The organism is Orbaceae bacterium lpD02 (assembly GCA_036251875.1).
GTDB classification, from domain to species: Bacteria; Pseudomonadota; Gammaproteobacteria; order Enterobacterales; family Orbaceae; genus Orbus; species Orbus sturtevantii.
Genome location: CP133960.1, coordinates 2,535,584 through 2,553,885, shown reverse-complemented (window position 1 = coordinate 2,553,885; position 18,302 = coordinate 2,535,584). Strand labels below are relative to the sequence as shown.

Genomic DNA, 18,302 nt, shown 5'->3' with positions numbered 1-18,302 from the left:
TCTCTATTGATTAACAGCCATCAAGACAATTTACCATTAGTAATATATCTACTTGACCGCATCCAACCAACCATATTTATCCACTGTTTTTCCATCAAATAAACCGAAAAATGCTTGTTGAATCTTTTTAGTTACAGGACCACAGCGGCCAATACCGACTTGAATGCCATCGACACTGCGTACAGGCGTAATTTCAGCGGCAGTTCCAGTCATAAAAACTTCATCGGCTAAATAAAGTGACTCTCGTGATAATGTTTGCTCACGAATTTCAATTGCCAAATCTTTAGCTAATGTCAAAATTGCATCGCGTGTAATCCCAGGTAAAGCTGCAGAAGTTAATGTTGGGGTGAATAGTATGTTATTTTTAACAATAAAAATATTTTCACCTGCCCCTTCTGAAACATAACCATGAACATCCAACGCAATACCTTCTTGATAGCCATGACGGCGTGCCTCACTACCGACGAGCAGTGATGATAAATAGTTTCCGCCTGCTTTAGCCGCGGTAGGAATCGTATTGGGTGCCGAGCGATTCCAAGAAGAGACCATAGCATCAATACCTTGATCTAAAGCGTCTTCACCAAGATAGGCCCCCCAAGGAAACGCGGCAATAATCACGTCAGTATTATAACCTGCGGGAGGATTAACCCCCATACCTACATCGCCAATAAAAATTAATGGCCTAATGTAGGCACTTTTTAAATTATTCTTAACTAATGTTTGCCTCGTTGCCTCCATTAGTTCATCAACACTATAACTGACAGGCAGCCGGTAAATCTTAGCGGAATCATGTAAGCGCTGCATATGTTCACGATGGCGAAATACTGCCGGACCACTATACGTATCATAACAACGTACGCCTTCAAATACTGAAGACCCATAATGTAAGGCATGAGACATCACATGAACTTTAGCATCAGCCCATTTAACCATTTCACCATTAAACCAAATATAATCAGATTTTGCTGTTGTTACCATGTTAGTATTCCTCTCAGTATTTTAATTATTTTGTCTAAGTTTATAATCATTATGATTCATCACTGATTGCGACGATATCAGCGAGTTTAGTTAATTGATTAATCATTTGTGATTTTAAATTACGATCAGCAAGGTTAAAGCTAAGTGTCAACTGCTCTGCTGATATTGTTTGCATGTTCATCGTTAGAATTTTGCCGCCACGGTGGCGAATAACGCGTAAAATTCGCTCTAACGAACCGGGTCTATCATAGGCAGTAATGGCTAATTGATAATGTTCCATTTAAATCTCCTTTATTATTTTACCGATTCAAGCATATTATGATTAGCTGCACCAGGGGGAACTAGCGGCCAAACGTTATCCATTGCATCGATTTTGACATGTAATAAAAATGGGCCTTCACTTGACAACAATTGTTCAAGCGCAGGTAATACTTGTTTTTTTTGTGTAATCATTATGCCTGGAATATCAAATGCGCTGGCTAACACGAGAAAATCAGGATTATCAGACAAGTCTGTCTCACTGTAGCGCTCGTTAAAAAATAGCTGCTGCCATTGGCGTACCATTCCTAATCGAGCGTTATCAATTAGTACTATTTTTACCGGTAATTTTTTACGTTTAATTGTCGTCAATTCTTGAATATTCATCATAAAAGAACCATCACCCGAAATACAGATAACACAATCATTTGGCCTTGCAACTTGCGTACCGACCGCAGCGGGTAGACCAAAACCCATCGTCCCCAACCCGCTTGAACTAATAAACATATTAGGTTTATCAAATAGCATATGTTGCGCTGCCCACATTTGATGTTGACCAACATCGGTTGTCACAACCGTTGCAACTTTTTTATTGGCTAAGATTTTATCTGATAGCTGTTTCAATAATAGTGGCGCGTAAATACCTTCTCCAGGGTGATCATAGCGAACCGGATATTGCGCCTTTAACGCTAGCACGAACTGACGCCACTCATCAATATTTATATTCTGCTCTAACATTGGCAGTACCGCTTTTGCATCGGCTTGAATGTTAAGATGTGCCTGTTTTAGCTTACCTATTTCAGCCGAATCGATGTCGATGTGAATAACCTTTGCATGACGAGCAAACTCATTAAGATTACCCGTCACTCTATCATCAAAGCGAACCCCTATCGCAATTAAAAGATCACAATCTTGCACGGCTAAATTCGCTGATTTAAAACCATGCATCCCAACCATGCCTAAGTAAAAAGGGTCGTCTATATTTAAAGCCCCTAATCCTTTTAATGTTGCTACAGATGGTATACCTGTATGGCAAACAAAATCACGTAATTCGCTAACAGCATCCCCCATAATGACACCGCCACCAATATAAAGTATAGGTTTATGCGCCTGCTGAATCATTGTTTTGGCTATTTGAATAGTTTGAATAGTTTGAAGAATTGCGGAAGACGGAGTGAGTTGGTTACTTTTTTGATTTTGAGATGTTGAACAATAAGTCGAACGAGATAAGCATTGTTGATAGTCTTCACGCGCTAATTGGATATCTTTCGGCACATCAATTAACACGGGTCCTGGCCTCCCTGAATTCGCTATGATAAATGCTTGTTCAAGGATATCTGGCAGTGATTTGGGATCAGTAACCAAAAAGCTATGTTTGGTACAAGCAAATGACATACCTAATGTATCAACTTCTTGAAACGCGTCTGTGCCGATTAGCGTTGTTGGGACTTGCCCCGTAATTGCTATTATTGGCACCGAATCGATAAATGCATCAGCAAGACCTGTTAATAAATTAGTGGCCCCTGGACCTGAAGTGGCAATACAAACACCTGTTTTGCCAGTTGACCGCGTATAACCAATTGCAGCCATAGCAGCACCTTGCTCATGACGACATAATATATGCTCTAATCCCCCATCATAGAGTGCATCATAGAGAGGCATAATTTGTCCGCCAGGATACCCAAAGACGGTTGTTACACCATATTGCTTTAATGACTGAACTATCCACTGTGCACCTGTTGTCATTACTTACCTCTTTTATTTGTTATATAATGAATAAAAAAAAACCCCTGCATTTTGCGGGGGTTTAAAATCGTCAATAAAAACTTTTTAACTCAATAGCGCCCCCGCGTCGGCATAATAATGACTACGCTAATAATGTTAATGAGGACGACAAGAGCATTAAAATTAAATAAGTTCATAGATTGTTTGATTATAATTAAATTGTTTACTTTGCTTAAAAAAAAGTATTCATTAAAAATACTCGATTTTGACAAAAGTGCAACTATTATTTTGTAAATAATATATTTTCGTTATAATTTTGTTATAACTTCAAATTATAGTATAAAATAAAGTTTTCCCTTCTACCTAACGTAAAATCTATCACATAAAAAGCGGATAAATTCTTAATCAGATATTTCATTTTCTAGCAATAACCAATACAATTATCAACTAACCTCTCATTAGTTTTATGAAAATAAAAGTATAAAATAAAATAGTTAATAGGACCAGATCAACTATGTCAATACATATGCAAGAAAATTATCGCCCCGATGAGATCGAAGCGCAAGTTCAACAATACTGGCAAGATAATAAAACCTTCCATGTAAAAGAAGATGTAAGTAAACCAAAATACTATTGTTTATCAATGCTCCCTTATCCTTCAGGTCGATTGCACCTTGGTCATGTGCGTAACTATACTATCGGCGATACAATTTCTCGCTTCCAACGTATGCAAGGTAAAAATGTCCTGCAACCAATTGGTTGGGATGCGTTTGGCCTTCCCGCAGAAGGAGCAGCCGTTAAGAATAATACTGCCCCAGCAAAATGGACTTATGAAAATATAGCTTACATGAAAAAGCAGCTAAAATTATTAGGTTTTGGCTATGATTGGGATCGAGAGGTAACGACATGCAAACCAGAATACTATAAGTGGGAACAGTGGTTTTTCACAAAACTATACGAAAAAGGCTTAGTCTATAAAAAAACATCTGCCGTTAACTGGTGCCCTACTGACCAAACTGTTCTCGCTAACGAACAAGTCGTTGAAGGTTGCTGTTGGCGTTGTAATACGCCCGTTGAGCGTAAAGAGATCCCACAGTGGTTTATTAAAATTACGGAATATGCACAAGAATTATTAGATGATTTAGACACACTCGAAAGTTGGCCTGAGCAAGTTAAAACGATGCAAAAAAACTGGATCGGCCGCTCTGAAGGTGTCGAAATTGACTTTGCTATAAGCGACCAATCTCAAAAACTACGTGTTTACACGACTCGGCCGGATACGTTAATGGGGGTTAGCTTTGTTTCTGTTGCAGCAGATCATCCACTTGCTCAGTTAGCAGCAAAAAATAGTCTAGATATTGCCAACTTTATTGCGGAATGCAAAAACACCAAAACAGCTGAAGCTGATATGGCTACAATGGAAAAAAAAGGTATTGCTACTGGTTTCTACGCTACTCATCCACTAACCAATGAACAAATTCCCATCTGGATAGCGAATTTTGTTTTAATGGAATATGGAACCGGTGCCGTAATGGCGGTTCCTGGTCATGACCAACGCGATTTTGAATTTGCAACAAAATATGGTTTAACCATAAAATCCGTTATTTTAGATCAGAATAACCAAGCACCTGATTTAACTGAGCAAGCTTATACTGAACACGGTCGACTATTTAATTCTGGAGAATTTGATGGATTAGATTTCACCGAAGCATTTACCGCTATTGCTGATAAATTAATCACTAAGGGAGTCGGTGAACGTAAGGTTAATTTCCGTTTACGCGATTGGGGGGTTTCTCGCCAGCGCTATTGGGGAGCACCTATTCCAATGGTTACGCTTGCTGATGGCACAACGGTCCCTACACCAGAAGACCAAATTCCCGTAATTTTACCTGAAAATGTCGAAATGAATGGAATCACGAGTCCAATAAAAGCCGATCCTAATTGGGCCAAAATAACCATCAATGGTGAACCTGCACTACGAGAAACAGATACTTTTGATACCTTTATGGAATCATCTTGGTATTATGCCCGTTATACTTGCCCACATTATGAGCAAGGCATGCTTGACGAAAAAGCGGCAAACTACTGGTTACCTGTTGACCAATATGTTGGCGGTATTGAGCATGCTATCATGCACTTGCTCTATTTCCGCTTCTTCCATAAACTAATGCGCGACTTTGGAATGGTATCTTCGGACGAACCTGCAAAACGTCTGCTGTGCCAGGGCATGGTATTAGCTGATGCATTTTACTACACGACACCAACTGGTGAGCGAATTTGGGTAGCACCAACAGAAGTAACGGTTGAGCGTGATGATAAAGGTCGTATAGCCAAAGCTTATGATCATTCGGGCCAAGAACTTGTTCATGCTGGAATGACCAAGATGTCAAAATCTAAAAATAATGGTATCGACCCACAGGAAATGGTCGAAAAATATGGTGCTGATACTGTTCGTTTATTTATGATGTTTGCATCACCCGCGGATATGACGCTTGAATGGCAAGAATCTGGCGTTGAAGGTGCAAATCGCTTCATTAAACGTGTATGGCGTTTAGTCTATGAGCATACAAAAAAAGGCGCTGTCGCTAAATTAAACGTCGATGAACTAGATAATGAGCAAAAGGCGTTACGTCGCGAACTCCATAAAACTATTGCCAAAGTCAGTGATGATATTGGTCGTCGCCAAACATTTAATACAGCAATTGCGGCCGTAATGGAGTTTATGAACCGTCTACAAAAAGCGCCACAAGAATCGACTCAAGATCGTGCCCTTATGGATGAAGCATTGAATGCAATTGTTCGTTTATTATACCCAATGATGCCACATGCCTGTTTTATTATGTGGCAAGCCCTCGGTCAACAAGAAAATATTGATAATGTTAGTTGGCCTGTTGCTGATAAATCGGCAATGGTTGAAGATGAAAAACTGATTATTGTGCAAATTAACGGTAAAGTTCGCGCTAAATTAACCGTTCCTGCTGATGCAACAGAACAATTTGTCACTAGCATGGCTAAATCAGAAGTCAATGTCCAAAAATATCTAGAAGATAGCTCTGTGCGTAAAGTCATTTACGTGCCAGGTAAACTATTAAATATCGTCGTTAGCTAGTCGTTATACAACAAAGGGTAATCAATGTATTACCCTTCTAATTTAGGTAAGGTATATGAAAAAATTGCTTTTGTTGTTCACTTTTATTGCTATTTTGCTAAGTGGCTGCGGTTTCCATTTGCAAGATAATGAAGAAATTCCCAAGCAATTTCAAACTATGGCATTTTATAGTGGTGACCCTTACGGACCATTATCACGTGAAATTAAAAAAATTCTTATCAAAAATAAAGTAAAATTTGTTGATAGTGATAAAAAAGACAATTATCCTTCATTGCACATTGAAAATAGCAGTATCACTCGAAGCACTATTTCCCTTTATCAAGATGGTAAATCAGCTGAGTATCAGTTAATCTTAACGCTTAATGCCAAAGTTGTTATTGCGGGTGATGACATCTACCCCATCACAATAAAAATTTTTAGAACATTCTTCGATAATCCAGAAACGGCTCTAGCGAAAAGCACCGAACAAAACCTAATTGAACAAGAAATGTATGGTCAATCAGCAAGGCAATTAATTCGAAAGCTAAGATCAATTAATATAATCGAGCATAAAAACTAATATATTATGATAAGAATTAATGATAACCAACTGCAGACTACATTAGAGAAAAATAGCGTATTATGCTATTTTTTTACTATTGGTAATGATCCATACTTGCAGTATGTCACGCAAGATCAGATTAAAAAAAAACTAAGCTCACAAGGTATTGCTGAGCAGATTATATTTACTATTGATAACCAAACTGACTGGGATCAAATTTACCAAAGTAGCCAAGCGCTTAGCCTTTTCTCTAATCAAATACTATTAATATTACAATTTGGAGAAACCGCATTAACTACAACCATTAGTAAAAAGCTCGATGAACTAACTGATAACTTATCCCCCGATATTCGTTTACTGATCTCTTTAACAAAACTAACTAAGGCACAAGAAAATACTAGTTGGTTTAAAGCATTATCAGAACTTAGCATAGTAGTTAACTGCAACGCTCCCGATCTCCAACAACTACCGCTATGGGTTAACCAGCAGCTACAGCGATTATCATTAACCATTGAAAAACAAGGTATTGATTTACTATGCTACTATTATGAAGGTAATCTACTTGCCATGGTGCAGATACTTGAGCAGCTGAAACTACTTTACCCTAATGGTAAAATTAGCTACGACCAATTAGAGCAGAACATTAATGATTCGGCTATATTTACACCTTATCATTGGTTTGATGCACTAATTATGGGTAAAACTAAACGTTCGATGCATATACTACAGCAACTAAAAATCAATGATGTTGAACCACTTATTTTACTTAGGGTTATCCAACGAGAATTAATACTGCTAATTAATCTAAAAAAACATATGCAGAGCCATGATTTAAAAGCAGCTTATGATATTTATAAAGTCTGGCAAAATCGACGCAATATTATTACGCCTTATTTAAATCGCACGGATCTTGCTCAACTATACCAAACCTTGCAAAAAATGGCTGAAATTGAAATTATTTTAAAACACGATTATCAATCACCAGTTTGGCAACAATTTGATACACTTAATATGTTATTTATAGGCCAAACTCATGGCTAAAGTGTTGACCGCATTATTTGGGGGGACATTTGATCCAATTCATTATGGTCATTTATTACCCGCTATCGCCTTAGCTAAGGAAATAAAATTAGCCCATATCAGTTTATTACCTAACCATATTCCACCACACAAACCACAACCTGAAGCAACGACCAGTCAACGCTTAGCAATGCTAAGGCTGGCAATCGAAAATTATCCTATTTTTTCAATTGATATGCGTGAAATAACTAAAGCTAAGTTAGATAAGCCGTCTTATACCATTGATACTTTAAAAGCATGGCGAAATGAAAATGGTAATTCGCAAGGATTGGCTTTTATATTAGGCCAAGATTCATTACTTAATCTACCGACTTGGCATAATTGGCAAACATTACTAGATTATTGCCACTTACTTATTTGCCGTCGCCCAGGATATGCCGATAATACTAATGATCCGTTTTTAAAAAAGTGGATTAAACGGCATCAAACTAATGATATTGCCCTATTACACCAAAACAGTAATGGATCTATATATTTTGCTAATACGCCACTCGAAGATATTTCAGCAACAGAAATAAGGCAACAAATTAGCAGTAAGAAAAGCTGTGAAACGTTATTACCAGCAAAGGTATGGCAATATATTCAAATTCACCATCTATATGGCGCGTAATTTGTTAATAGATTTTTGCTAATAAATTTTTGTTAAAAAATTGTTACAATACATAAGTAGAGCATAAAATTTAACGAATGATATGATCTTGCCAATGAATGACATCTTTCTCATACACAATACGATTTCTTACTGAAATGCGTTTTTTATGCATCATCTCTTTACTACCTGAGATCAAAGGGTGCCAGTTAGGTAATGTTTGGTGTTCTTGAAAGTAGATATAAGTACAAGTTTTCGGTAACCATTCAATAGTAGATAAGTTTTCTCGCGTCAATTTAATACAATCTGGCTCATATTTGAAGCGTTCTAGGTAGTGTTTACATTGACAGGTTTTATTATCGAGTTGATTGCAGGCGACATTGGTATAGAGGATCTCATCTGTATCTTCATCAATCAACTTATTTAAGCAACATTGCCCACAACCATCACATAGCTGCTCCCATTCTAAGTCAGAAAGCTGATCCAGTGTTTTATTTTGCCAAAATGACATCAGTATTAATTACCCTTTGTTGTATTTACTGTACCGTCTGTTAGGCTATCGGCTAACATGCCAACACTTACGGCAAAATAGTATGAACGATTCCAGTGCATAAGTGTTCTAAAGTTATTCGAGACTAAATAGCCTTCGCCACTGTCAGCATCAGGAATAATGACCCAAGCTTTGTCAACTAGTTTAGGCTGCGCCTTATTACCAATGAAGGTAATTCCGGTCTTTAACCAATCAGAAACTATTTGTGCTTTGTCAGTTTCAAGTCCTGCCAGTTGTACATCAAAGTTACTCGGTAGTTTAATTTTATTACCCCAACTGGCATGACTATCCCAACCAACGGTTGCAAGATAGTTCGCCGTTGAAGCAAAGATATCATCCATATTATTCCAGATATCAATTATCCCATCACCATCACCATCTAAGCCATAAGTTAAATAAGACGAGGGCATAAACTGATTTTGTCCCATCGCACCAGCCCAGGATCCCTTAAACTGAGATTTTTGGATATGACCATTTTGTAAAATGGTTAATGCAGCAATGAGTTCTTTAACAAAAAATTGCTCTCTTCTTCCTTCAAAAGCTAATGTTGATAATGCCGAAATAATATCCTCTTTACCTTGGTATTTGCCATAACCACTTTCCACTCCCCATAAGGCCAATATATAGTTTTGAGGAATATGAGTTAACGCAGTTGCTCGGCTAATTTGCGAGTAATGTTGTAAATATTTTTGTTTTGCAAGTTCAATTCTGGCGGGTGATACCGCTCGAGCTAGGTATTCATCTAATGTAATTTTTTTTTCAGGTTGGTTTTTATCTGCTTTAATCACATGCTCGACATAATAGACATCATTAAAAGCAGTTTCAATCGTTTGACCGTCAATGCCTTGCGCTTTTGCATACTGTTTTAGTAGCCTAACATAATCAGTAAAATATTGTTGTTCCCTTGGCTTATCAAACTCAATATAGCTAGATTTGTTATCACTAGTAGATACTTGGTTTGATTGATTTGAGCATCCCCATATTACAAAAATACTACTGATTAGCACGAGTGCTTTAATCAAGTTCATCCCCCCCCTTCATTTATTATTTGCACACCATTTATTTAAATAATTTTAAATAATACGGTTATAAAATAATATGTTACATCAAATTAAATTAATTTGAATTAATATAAAACTCGTCTTCTTGTAGCATCTGTAAAAAAAAGCCATCACTTTTAATCTTATTCTCAATCTCTTGTGATGTACCAGCGGTAAACTGCCGTTTACCATCAAGTAGCACTTTCATTGCAAAGATTGGTTTACCAAAGACATTCATTAAAATATCAGGAACGTTGGAAAAATCATTCTCTTTAGCTATATATAGGTAGCTGTTTTCTTTCTTTGGACTTCGGTAAATATAACATAACATCATCGTCGTCTTACTCCTTACTGTTACCTTTTTTCACCTTTTATTTCTTGGTAAAAAGCAATAGCTGCCGTTAGCGCCATAAAAATCGCCGTACACCAAAATATACCTCTAGGATAATTTTGATCTAATATCCAGCCAAATAAAATAGGGCCAATCGTTCCACCAAAATTAAACCCCGTCGATACAATACCAAAGACTCGACCTTCAGCCCCTTTAGGTGAAACATTTCTAACCAGCATATCACGCGATGGAGCAATCAGACCGGATAAAAAACCCATTAAACCGATAATCAGAGTGATGGCAATCGTTGATGAAATCGAGAATATAGCAATAAGTAAGGCAAGTAAAGCAGTTATCACTAATGCACCAGAGGCAATTAATCCGTGACGTTTAGAATAATCAGCAAGTTGCCCTCCAACTAGCACACCAACCGAGCCCAATAATAAGAATGCCGTTAACGCAATATTAGCATCCGCTAATGAAATAGAGTACCCTTTTACCAAAGCTGAAACTGAAAAATTTTGAATAGAACTACCGCTTAAACTGAGTAATAAAAAGAGAACTAACATCAAAAAAATTGCGGGGGTAATTAACGGTAGTTTGCTTGCCGTATTCGTTGGTTGTGGTTTATCATTGTGCGGTGCGATTATTACTTTTTTAACAGGTTCATTAGCTGCTTTAGGATAAAGAATTATCGCAGCGATAAGTCCAATAATACCACTTACCATAAATGCCATTTTGACACTATAAAGTGAACTAACCGTTAACATTAAGGTTGGTGTCACGGCAAAACCAATATAACCGCTGAAAGTATGCAATGAAAATGCCCGTCCCATACGTTTTTCCGTTACATTTTGCGATAATAAGGCATAGTCCGCAGGATGGTAAACCGCATTAGCAACGCCAGCAATTGCCATTGCAATAACAAGCCAGTAGTAGTGGCTAATAAATCCTAGGGACAGGAAGCTTAAACTACCAATAATGAGTCCTGTAATTAATACGCGCTTTGGCCCTATGCGATCAACAAAAAATCCGACAGGTGCTTGGACAACGGCCGAGACAATATTAAATACGCTAATAGCAAAGCCAATTTGCACAAAGTCGACATCACTGTTTGCAAGCAACATCACTGGCATTAAAACCGGTAAGACTAGCATATGAATATGGCTAATTAAATGAGTAATACAAATTTGGGATAATAAAGATAGTCTGGCTAATTTCATGATAGTTCGTAATTAAATAATGTATAATAGTAGAATAATAACGGATAAGAGTATCATAATCTTGTCGTTTTACTAAATAGTAGCAAAAAATAAATTAATTCATGGCAAAGATGAAAGTATTCCATCTTTGCTTTTTATTAAAATTACGATAATAATTTTGGTGTAACATCAATCGGGATAATCGCGCCTCGATGCTGAATTACAGTTCCAGCAACTAGATGCCCTTGCTCAGCTGACTTTTCAGGATTAGAACCCGTTAACCTTGCCGCTAAATAACCTGCACTAAACGAGTCACCCGCTGCAGTGGTATCTATAATCAACTGTTTGGCAATTTTATTCGCTGAGATCTCAAAGCGCCCTTCAGCAGCATCAACAATGCAGCTTTCGCTGCCACGTTTAATAATAATCTCAGTCACTCCATATTGCTTAGTTCGTTCAATTACCTGTTCATAAGGTACTTTATCCCATAAAAGATCTTCATCATCAAGGGTTAGAAATGCGATATCAGTACACGCTAAAATATCGGCATAGACACTGCGAGCAAGTTCAATGTTAGACCATAAGTAAGGACGATAATTATTATCAAAAATAACTTTACCGCCATTCACTTTAACTTTTTTTAATAAATCGAGTAATTTTAAAATACTAGCTGAATCTAAAATCGCAATGCTAATTCCACTAAGGTAAACATAATCATATTGAGCAATTTTTTCGCAGATATCGGCGGTTTGCTCTGTTTGTAACCAGAACTTTGCTGCCGCATCATTGCGCCAATAATAAAATGAACGTTCACCCGCACTATCGGTCACAATAGAATAGAGCCCTGGCATCTTATTCGCCATACGCTGGACGAGTTCAGTTTTTATGCCTTCATTTTGCCATGCATCAACCATTTCTTGGCTAAATGGATCGGTTCCAAGCCCAGTAACGTAATTGATAGCAAATTGTTTTTGCGCTAATAATCGCGCGAGATAAACCGAAGTATTTAATGTATCGCCGCCAAAACTTCTAGACGTTGAATCTTGTTTAATTGACAGTTCAATCATGCACTCGCCAATTATTGCAATATTTATCATCATTTTTTAGCCTATTATATTATAAAAAAGTATTTATTTGAGTTATAAATAATTTATATCTACTTTTACTACAACCTTACGAACCTTAGCTAATTTTTCATCAATTGCACAGAGTGGTTTATGAACTTCTCCGGGATAAAAAATGACAAAATCGCCTTGATGCGCGACAAACATGGTTTCCTCTTTGGGCGTTTTAACAAACGCAATATCATCGCTCACTATTTTATCGTCAGTGATTGCTGTATGAGGCGCTAATGTCGAGATAGACATTCCTTCTTCGCCATCGAGTACAATTTGTATATCAATATATCTTTTATGGTATTCGGGCTCTGCATCTTGCTTGTGTCTTGGTGTGTTTTCGGACACCATAAAAAAGATCTTTTCACCTTCAATCTCATACTTACCTGTTGGGGTATTGTTATTTACGTTATCTCTAATATATTCAATAGTATTTTTTAATTTTATGGGTAAATATGGGACTAAACTCAAGTGCTCTATGTTGCCAATAATCATTTTATACTCCAAAAGCTATCTATTTTAGCTGTAACATCAGCGATAAATTTAAGTAAAAAATTTGTTATTATCAATCAAAAATAATGGATTAATTAGTTACCATAAATCGTCGATTTTCTGTTACTAGTTGCAAAAAGCTAGAAAGACCTAGCTTTTCATTTTTTTGTAATCGATCGTGTAAATCATAAATGCTATAATGACCCGAATTATCGATTAAGATCGTTTTATCTTCACACAAAGCCATAATATCCATTTCAGTACCACCGATACGACATTTTCGCCCATTGGGTAAAAATAAATTTTCACCCTGACTATATTGCCTTGGTGCAGTAGTAACATTTAAGACATCTTGCATCAGTGTTTGCATAATATCAACGTGCGATGTTGGCGCTGTAATAATTTTTTGCCCCTTATCTGGCCATGCAACAATCAAAGGCACATTGAATTGTTGGCGATTAAATTCATGATTGGCTGTTGATAATTTATTATTACTCGCAGTGATAATAACAATCGTTTTATTTAGTTCATCGCTTGCTTTTAACGTATTAATAACTTTGGCTATCGCATTATCAAGAGCCTTTTGCTGCTGGTGAACATTAATTTTTGTATTATTTTTATATTGAATAATAGAAAACCATGCTGATCCATTTTCAATATTTTGTAGCTCTTTGTACCAAGATAACCATAAATCGCTGGTTGCTAAATAGGATTGTTTTTTCGTTTCATCTGGCATTGAAAAATTAGATAATAATGCATATCGATATAGGGGATCAGCAAACCCATCTGAGGAAAATAAGCCTAAGTTATAACGTTGCTTCGCCAAAGTATCAATAAGGACTGAAGATTGATGGTTAGCCAAAATACTATTGTAATAGTTCGGATCCAAACCATAAAATAGAGAGAACTCACCGAGTGACGCAATATTGCTTGCACTAAAATGATTAGTAAACTGCATGTTTTGCTTAGCAAATTCATCTAATATTGGCATGTTTTGAAGGTGATTATTTTGTTGCCAATCGTCGATGACAATCATTAAAATATTATAAGACGATACAGAATGGCGATAGTTAATTTTACTTAATGGATACTCAATTGCGATCGCAAAAGGGTTGCCCTCTTGTTTAACCCTCGATTCGTAATTGCCTTGATCAATAAAACCATAACGCTCTAATAAATGCCTCGCCGTTAGAGGGTAAGAAATAGGTAAGCTCGAGCGTTGCATGGTTATTGGTCGATAAAAATTGGCATCAGCCCAAATATGGATCAAATGATAAGATAAAAAGCAAAGTATAAAAAGACCAACAAATGGTTTACAGTATTTTCTTCGTTTTGTTAAGCTTCGCAGCTTACGCCAACTCCAAATAGCAAAAATTGTTTCCACTAATAAAATAAATGGTACAAAAATAAATAATTTTTGCCACTGAGCGCTTAAGACGTTACTATCATCTGCTGACGTTAAGATCTGCCAAATAGCAAAGTTTAAGTGCATTCTAAAAATAGAAAAAATCTCAATATCAATAAGCAATATTGTAATGGCTATTGTGGTAATAATGACAGCGATAATCCGTTGCCACTTCGAGGAATGAATAAAAAAACTTAATGGAAAGAGTAAAACTAAATAGGCAACAAAAGTTAAAAAACTAAAATGACCAATGCAACTAATAATTGCATAAAACCGACCAAGTAAAGTTTGCGGCCAATCAGCAATAAACAGATAGCGGCTACCTAAAATAATTACTAAAAAAATATTAAATAGTGCAAACCAGTGCCCCCAGCTTACTATTTGCGAGGTGCGATCGTCATTCCATGAATTATGTTTAAGTTTGACCATAAAATAATATAAATTGAGCTACAGTAGTTAATGGCGAGTAGTTTAACTGATTTTATACAATCTTGCCGTAAATTTTCAATTATTAAACAATAACAATAATGCTCACCTTATTTAAAATTAAGTAAAACCGATAAGTGAAATCAATTTTATCTCTTTTTATTTATGTGGTTACTTATAAGATAAATTATATTAGCAGACATATTAAAACGATTAAAAATCAGATATAATTTGCCGATTAAGTTAATCGTTTTAATTTACATAAAGAATAAGACTTTGACAATTAAACAACTATCTTGGCAAGAAACTCAACCTAATTTAGAGCACACGGCATCTTTATCGCAAGACGCTACGCTGACTACAGATTTTTTGACACTACAACCACGGGTGAAATCGACCTTATCGTTATTGTGTCCAGCAAATAGGCGCCCCTATCAACCTAAATTTATGTTATTAAAAGCACCTGATAGTCAACTGGTCTTTTCACTATTACAGGACTCAATTAAATCGCTACTACCGCCAAATAACAATGGGTTTGCATATCATATTTATGAACGCAAGATTACTTTAGCTCCCGCTAAAAGCAAACAAGATAATTTTGCAGCAACAGATAACTGTTTATTTGCATCTATGCTTGATAACGAGAGCCTATTTGGTTGTTTAAGACAACCTGAAGATGACACCTTTAAACTACAACCAGGCTTAGTCCATAATGCTAATGGTGGAGTCCTAATCTTGGGATTACGAACATTGCTTGCTCAACCCAGTATTTGGCTACGATTAAAAAATATGGTAATAAACGGTGAATATCAATGGTTTTCTACCGATGATTCGAACCCACTCCCGATTGCAATTCCACCAATGCCTCTCGATTTGCGTATTATTTTAGTCGGCGACAGACTAAGCATGGCTGATCTACAAGATTTTGAGCCCGAATTTTATAATAGTGCATTATACGCAGAGCTAGAAGATGACGTATTAATTAAATCAGATGAAGATACAAAAAAATGGTCGAACTATTTGCGATTTTTAGCTAATTATCAGCAGCTTCCTCCAGTTGATAATTCAGCCTTTAATGAGCTAATAAAAGAAGGAGTTCGATATACTGAAGACCAAAATTACCTCCCCTTATCGCCCGACTGGTTAAACACGCTATTAACAAATGTAGCCCAAACAACCGAAAATTTGATCGATTCCGCTGCAGTGAAAAATGCAATAGCGCAAAAAAATTGGCGAGAAAGCTATTTAATTGATCGGTTTAGAGATGCCATTTTTACTAATCAAATTATTATTAATACTCAGGACCAAATCATCGGTCAAATAAATGGTCTATCTGTGATTGAGTATCCTGGTTATCCAAAAGCGATCGGTGAGCCAACACGATTAAGTTGCTTAATTCATTTTGGTGATGGTGAATTTATCGATATTGAGCGTAAAAATGAATTAGCCGGTAATATTCATTCAAAGGGAATGATGATAATGCAATCATTTATTACTGCGGAATTTGCTATTACTCATCAATTGCCGTTTTCTGCGTCTTTAGTTTTTGAACAATCTTATAATGAAGTTGATGGTGACAGCGCATCACTTGCTGGTCTTTGTGTACTCATTAGTGCCTTGGCGAGCCAACCAATTGATCAGCAGCTTGCCGTTACTGGTTCTGTCGACCAATTTGGTAATGTTCAAGCGATAGGTGGTGTAAATGAAAAAATAGCAGGTTTTTTTGCTATTTGTCAGCATCAAGGATTAACAGGGCAACAAGGCGTAATCATTCCGGCAAGTAATCAACGGCATTTATGTTTAAATGATGACATCATAGAAGCGGTTAGAAATGGAAAATTTTCTATTTGGACCGTTGATAATGTTGCTGAGGCACTCTATTTGCTGACGGGCATTCCTTATCGTGATGAAACTACCATCAATTTATATAAATTGATTCAAACCCGTATCCAATTAATGATGAATCAGGAGCGACGACCAAATAGCTGGCTCCAGAAATGGCTCAAATAACATTGCAAAAACAATTAATTAAGCTTACACTTGTACGTTAATTTTTTAATGCTATAAACTAATAAAGGTTACTTATGACTTTTGAACGCAAATCATCTTATACAAAAGAAGATCTGATTAAATCAGGTAATAATGAACTATTCGGTATTGATGGTCCGCCATTACCAGCAGATCCCATGCTAATGATGGATCGTGTGGTTGAAATGAACGAACATGGCGGTAAATATGAAAAAGGCTATGTAGAAGCTGAACTCGATATTAATGCCGATTTATGGTTTTTTAAATGTCACTTCAAAAATGATCCCGTGATGCCTGGCTGTTTAGGCTTAGACGCAATGTGGCAGCTAGTCGGCTTTTATTTAGGTTGGCTTGGTGGTAAAGGTAAAGGACGAGCACTAGGTGTTGGCGAAGTAAAATTAGCTGGGCAAGTGTTACCTAGCGCCAAAAAAGTTACCTATAAAATTCATTTTAAACGAGTAATTAATCGAAAATTAATTATGGGAATTGGTGATGGGGAAGTATTTGTTGATGGTAAATTGATTTATCAAGCAACTGACCTTAAAGTTGGCCTATTCCAAGATACAACCGCATTCTAATATTGCTAATGCTCTGCCATTACACGGCAGAGCACGGCGTTACTTCAATTACTGATCTACTGCTGCGATAATCTTAATTTCGACTTTGTAGTGAGCATTCATTAAACCACTTTGAACGGTGCAGCGAACAGGTGCTTGTCCTTTTACAACCCATTCATCCCACGCTTGGTTCATTGCCGGAAAATCTGCTATATCAACGATAAAAATGGTTACATCTAAAATTTGAGTCTTATCGCTATTTACCCGAGCTAAAATTTTATCTATCTCATTCAACGTACTTTTTGTCTGCTCATAAGCATCATTAATCAAATTAGTCGGCACACCCGTGTAGTAAATAACACCATTATAAATAGTGGCCTCTGACCATCGGTCATCTGGATCAATACGTTTGATACTCATCAATATTATGGCCTTATCTTAAAAACTAACTTAATAATAGCCACGACTACCAATAGCCATCATCATTATGATAAAAAAAAGCGCATAAAAAATAAATATTGCAGCTATTGCAATTAAATTAAATAACCAAAAAGAGGCTAAATTCATTATTGCATCTTTTAATAAATTACCATCTTTAGAGTATGCGGCATAAGAAAATGAACTACCTGATTTAAATAATTTTATCCCAGCGATTATATAAGGTACACCAAATATCGCGGTAATAATACCCAAGCAAGTAATAGCTCCCCCTATGATCGACAAAACACCAAAAATTTTGTGTACAGTACCAATAAATGACATTTTTTTAATTAAAACAGGATCAACGTCAATTTGCATAATATTAGAACTAATCTCGCCAATAGTTTCCACTTTATTTCCTTTTATTCAGTTAGCTAAAATTTTTGCTATACTAGC

Annotated in this window: 18 protein-coding genes; 6 read left to right on the top strand and 12 right to left on the bottom strand. The window is 36.4% G+C overall.

All coding sequences use genetic code 11. The annotated features are described in order from the left end of the window. Window positions 1–48 precede the first annotated feature (48 nt). The 3 genes from RHO12_11240 to ilvG are packed head-to-tail and all read right to left on the bottom strand — an operon-like array spanning window position 49 to window position 2,982. Window positions 49–978: a branched-chain amino acid transaminase gene (locus RHO12_11240; GenBank protein ID WVD65928.1), complete on the bottom strand. Its 930-nt coding sequence runs from the start codon at window positions 976–978 to the stop codon at window positions 49–51. A gap of 49 nt (window positions 979–1,027) precedes the next feature. Beyond that, complete coding sequence (locus RHO12_11235; protein WVD65927.1) at window positions 1,028–1,258, bottom strand: acetolactate synthase 2 small subunit; 231 nt, start codon at window positions 1,256–1,258, stop codon at window positions 1,028–1,030. 14 nt (window positions 1,259–1,272) lie between these two features. Next, window positions 1,273–2,982 carry an acetolactate synthase 2 catalytic subunit gene (gene ilvG / locus RHO12_11230; GenBank protein ID WVD65926.1) on the bottom strand — a complete coding sequence of 570 codons (1,710 nt, stop codon included), beginning with the start codon at window positions 2,980–2,982 and terminating at the stop codon, window positions 1,273–1,275. A gap of 493 nt (window positions 2,983–3,475) precedes the next feature. On the opposite strand from ilvG, the gene leuS reads away from it, so the two are divergent. From leuS to nadD, 4 genes are read left to right on the top strand one after another with little or no spacing between them, the layout of a single operon-like run. After that, complete coding sequence (gene leuS, locus RHO12_11225; GenBank protein ID WVD65925.1) at window positions 3,476–6,070, top strand: leucine--tRNA ligase; 2,595 nt, start codon at window positions 3,476–3,478, stop codon at window positions 6,068–6,070. A gap of 55 nt (window positions 6,071–6,125) precedes the next feature. Beyond that, on the top strand, window positions 6,126–6,629 hold the full coding sequence (gene lptE, locus RHO12_11220) for an LPS assembly lipoprotein LptE (protein ID WVD65924.1): 504 nt from the start codon (window positions 6,126–6,128) through the stop codon (window positions 6,627–6,629). Between the two features lie 6 nt (window positions 6,630–6,635). Continuing rightward, a complete protein-coding gene (gene holA / locus RHO12_11215) occupies window positions 6,636–7,652 on the top strand; it encodes a DNA polymerase III subunit delta (GenBank protein WVD65923.1) in 1,017 nt (338 codons plus the stop codon). Beyond that, window positions 7,645–8,301, top strand: coding sequence for a nicotinate-nucleotide adenylyltransferase (gene nadD / locus RHO12_11210; protein ID WVD65922.1), 657 nt, complete (start codon window positions 7,645–7,647; stop codon window positions 8,299–8,301). The genes holA and nadD overlap by 8 nt, the downstream gene beginning before the upstream one ends. A gap of 70 nt (window positions 8,302–8,371) precedes the next feature. On the opposite strand, the gene RHO12_11205 is transcribed toward nadD, so the two are convergent. The 7 genes from RHO12_11205 to RHO12_11175 all read right to left on the bottom strand — a co-directional run bounded on the left by RHO12_11205 (window position 8,372) and on the right by RHO12_11175 (window position 14,844). After that, window positions 8,372–8,791, bottom strand: a complete 420-nt coding sequence (locus tag RHO12_11205; protein ID WVD65921.1) for a YcgN family cysteine cluster protein — start codon at window positions 8,789–8,791, stop codon at window positions 8,372–8,374. Window positions 8,792–8,796: 5 nt separating this feature from the next. Then, window positions 8,797–9,858 carry a lytic murein transglycosylase gene (locus tag RHO12_11200; protein ID WVD65920.1) on the bottom strand — a complete coding sequence of 354 codons (1,062 nt, stop codon included), beginning with the start codon at window positions 9,856–9,858 and terminating at the stop codon, window positions 8,797–8,799. An 88-nt stretch (window positions 9,859–9,946) separates the two neighbouring features. Next, on the bottom strand, window positions 9,947–10,204 hold the full coding sequence (locus RHO12_11195; protein WVD65919.1) for a YcgL domain-containing protein: 258 nt from the start codon (window positions 10,202–10,204) through the stop codon (window positions 9,947–9,949). 20 nt (window positions 10,205–10,224) lie between these two features. Continuing rightward, entirely contained in the window at window positions 10,225–11,424 is a 1,200-nt protein-coding gene (locus RHO12_11190; GenBank protein WVD65918.1) for an MFS transporter, read from the bottom strand. Between the two features lie 143 nt (window positions 11,425–11,567). Beyond that, entirely contained in the window at window positions 11,568–12,503 is a 936-nt protein-coding gene (locus RHO12_11185; protein ID WVD65917.1) for a sugar kinase, read from the bottom strand. A 39-nt stretch (window positions 12,504–12,542) separates the two neighbouring features. Beyond that, window positions 12,543–13,013 (bottom strand): YhcH/YjgK/YiaL family protein, encoded by a 471-nt coding sequence (locus RHO12_11180; protein WVD65916.1) that lies wholly within the window; start codon window positions 13,011–13,013, stop codon window positions 12,543–12,545. 88 nt (window positions 13,014–13,101) lie between these two features. Continuing rightward, window positions 13,102–14,844: a DUF3413 domain-containing protein gene (locus RHO12_11175; GenBank protein WVD65915.1), complete on the bottom strand. Its 1,743-nt coding sequence runs from the start codon at window positions 14,842–14,844 to the stop codon at window positions 13,102–13,104. Window positions 14,845–15,117: 273 nt separating this feature from the next. Between RHO12_11175 and RHO12_11170 the strand changes: the two genes are divergently transcribed. Together RHO12_11170 and fabA are read left to right on the top strand one after the other, a co-directional pair. Next, the gene (locus RHO12_11170) at window positions 15,118–16,851 is read left to right on the top strand and encodes a Lon protease family protein (GenBank protein WVD65914.1); all 1,734 of its coding nucleotides are present in this window, start codon (window positions 15,118–15,120) and stop codon (window positions 16,849–16,851) included. Between the two features lie 74 nt (window positions 16,852–16,925). Further along, window positions 16,926–17,447 (top strand): bifunctional 3-hydroxydecanoyl-ACP dehydratase/trans-2-decenoyl-ACP isomerase, encoded by a 522-nt coding sequence (gene fabA, locus RHO12_11165; GenBank protein WVD65913.1) that lies wholly within the window; start codon window positions 16,926–16,928, stop codon window positions 17,445–17,447. A 48-nt stretch (window positions 17,448–17,495) separates the two neighbouring features. Here fabA and RHO12_11160 read toward each other — a convergent pair whose 3' ends face one another. Beyond that, a complete protein-coding gene (locus tag RHO12_11160) occupies window positions 17,496–17,846 on the bottom strand; it encodes a RidA family protein (protein ID WVD65912.1) in 351 nt (116 codons plus the stop codon). A 30-nt stretch (window positions 17,847–17,876) separates the two neighbouring features. Continuing rightward, entirely contained in the window at window positions 17,877–18,257 is a 381-nt protein-coding gene (locus RHO12_11155) for a DUF5362 family protein (GenBank protein WVD65911.1), read from the bottom strand. Window positions 18,258–18,302 lie beyond the last annotated feature (45 nt).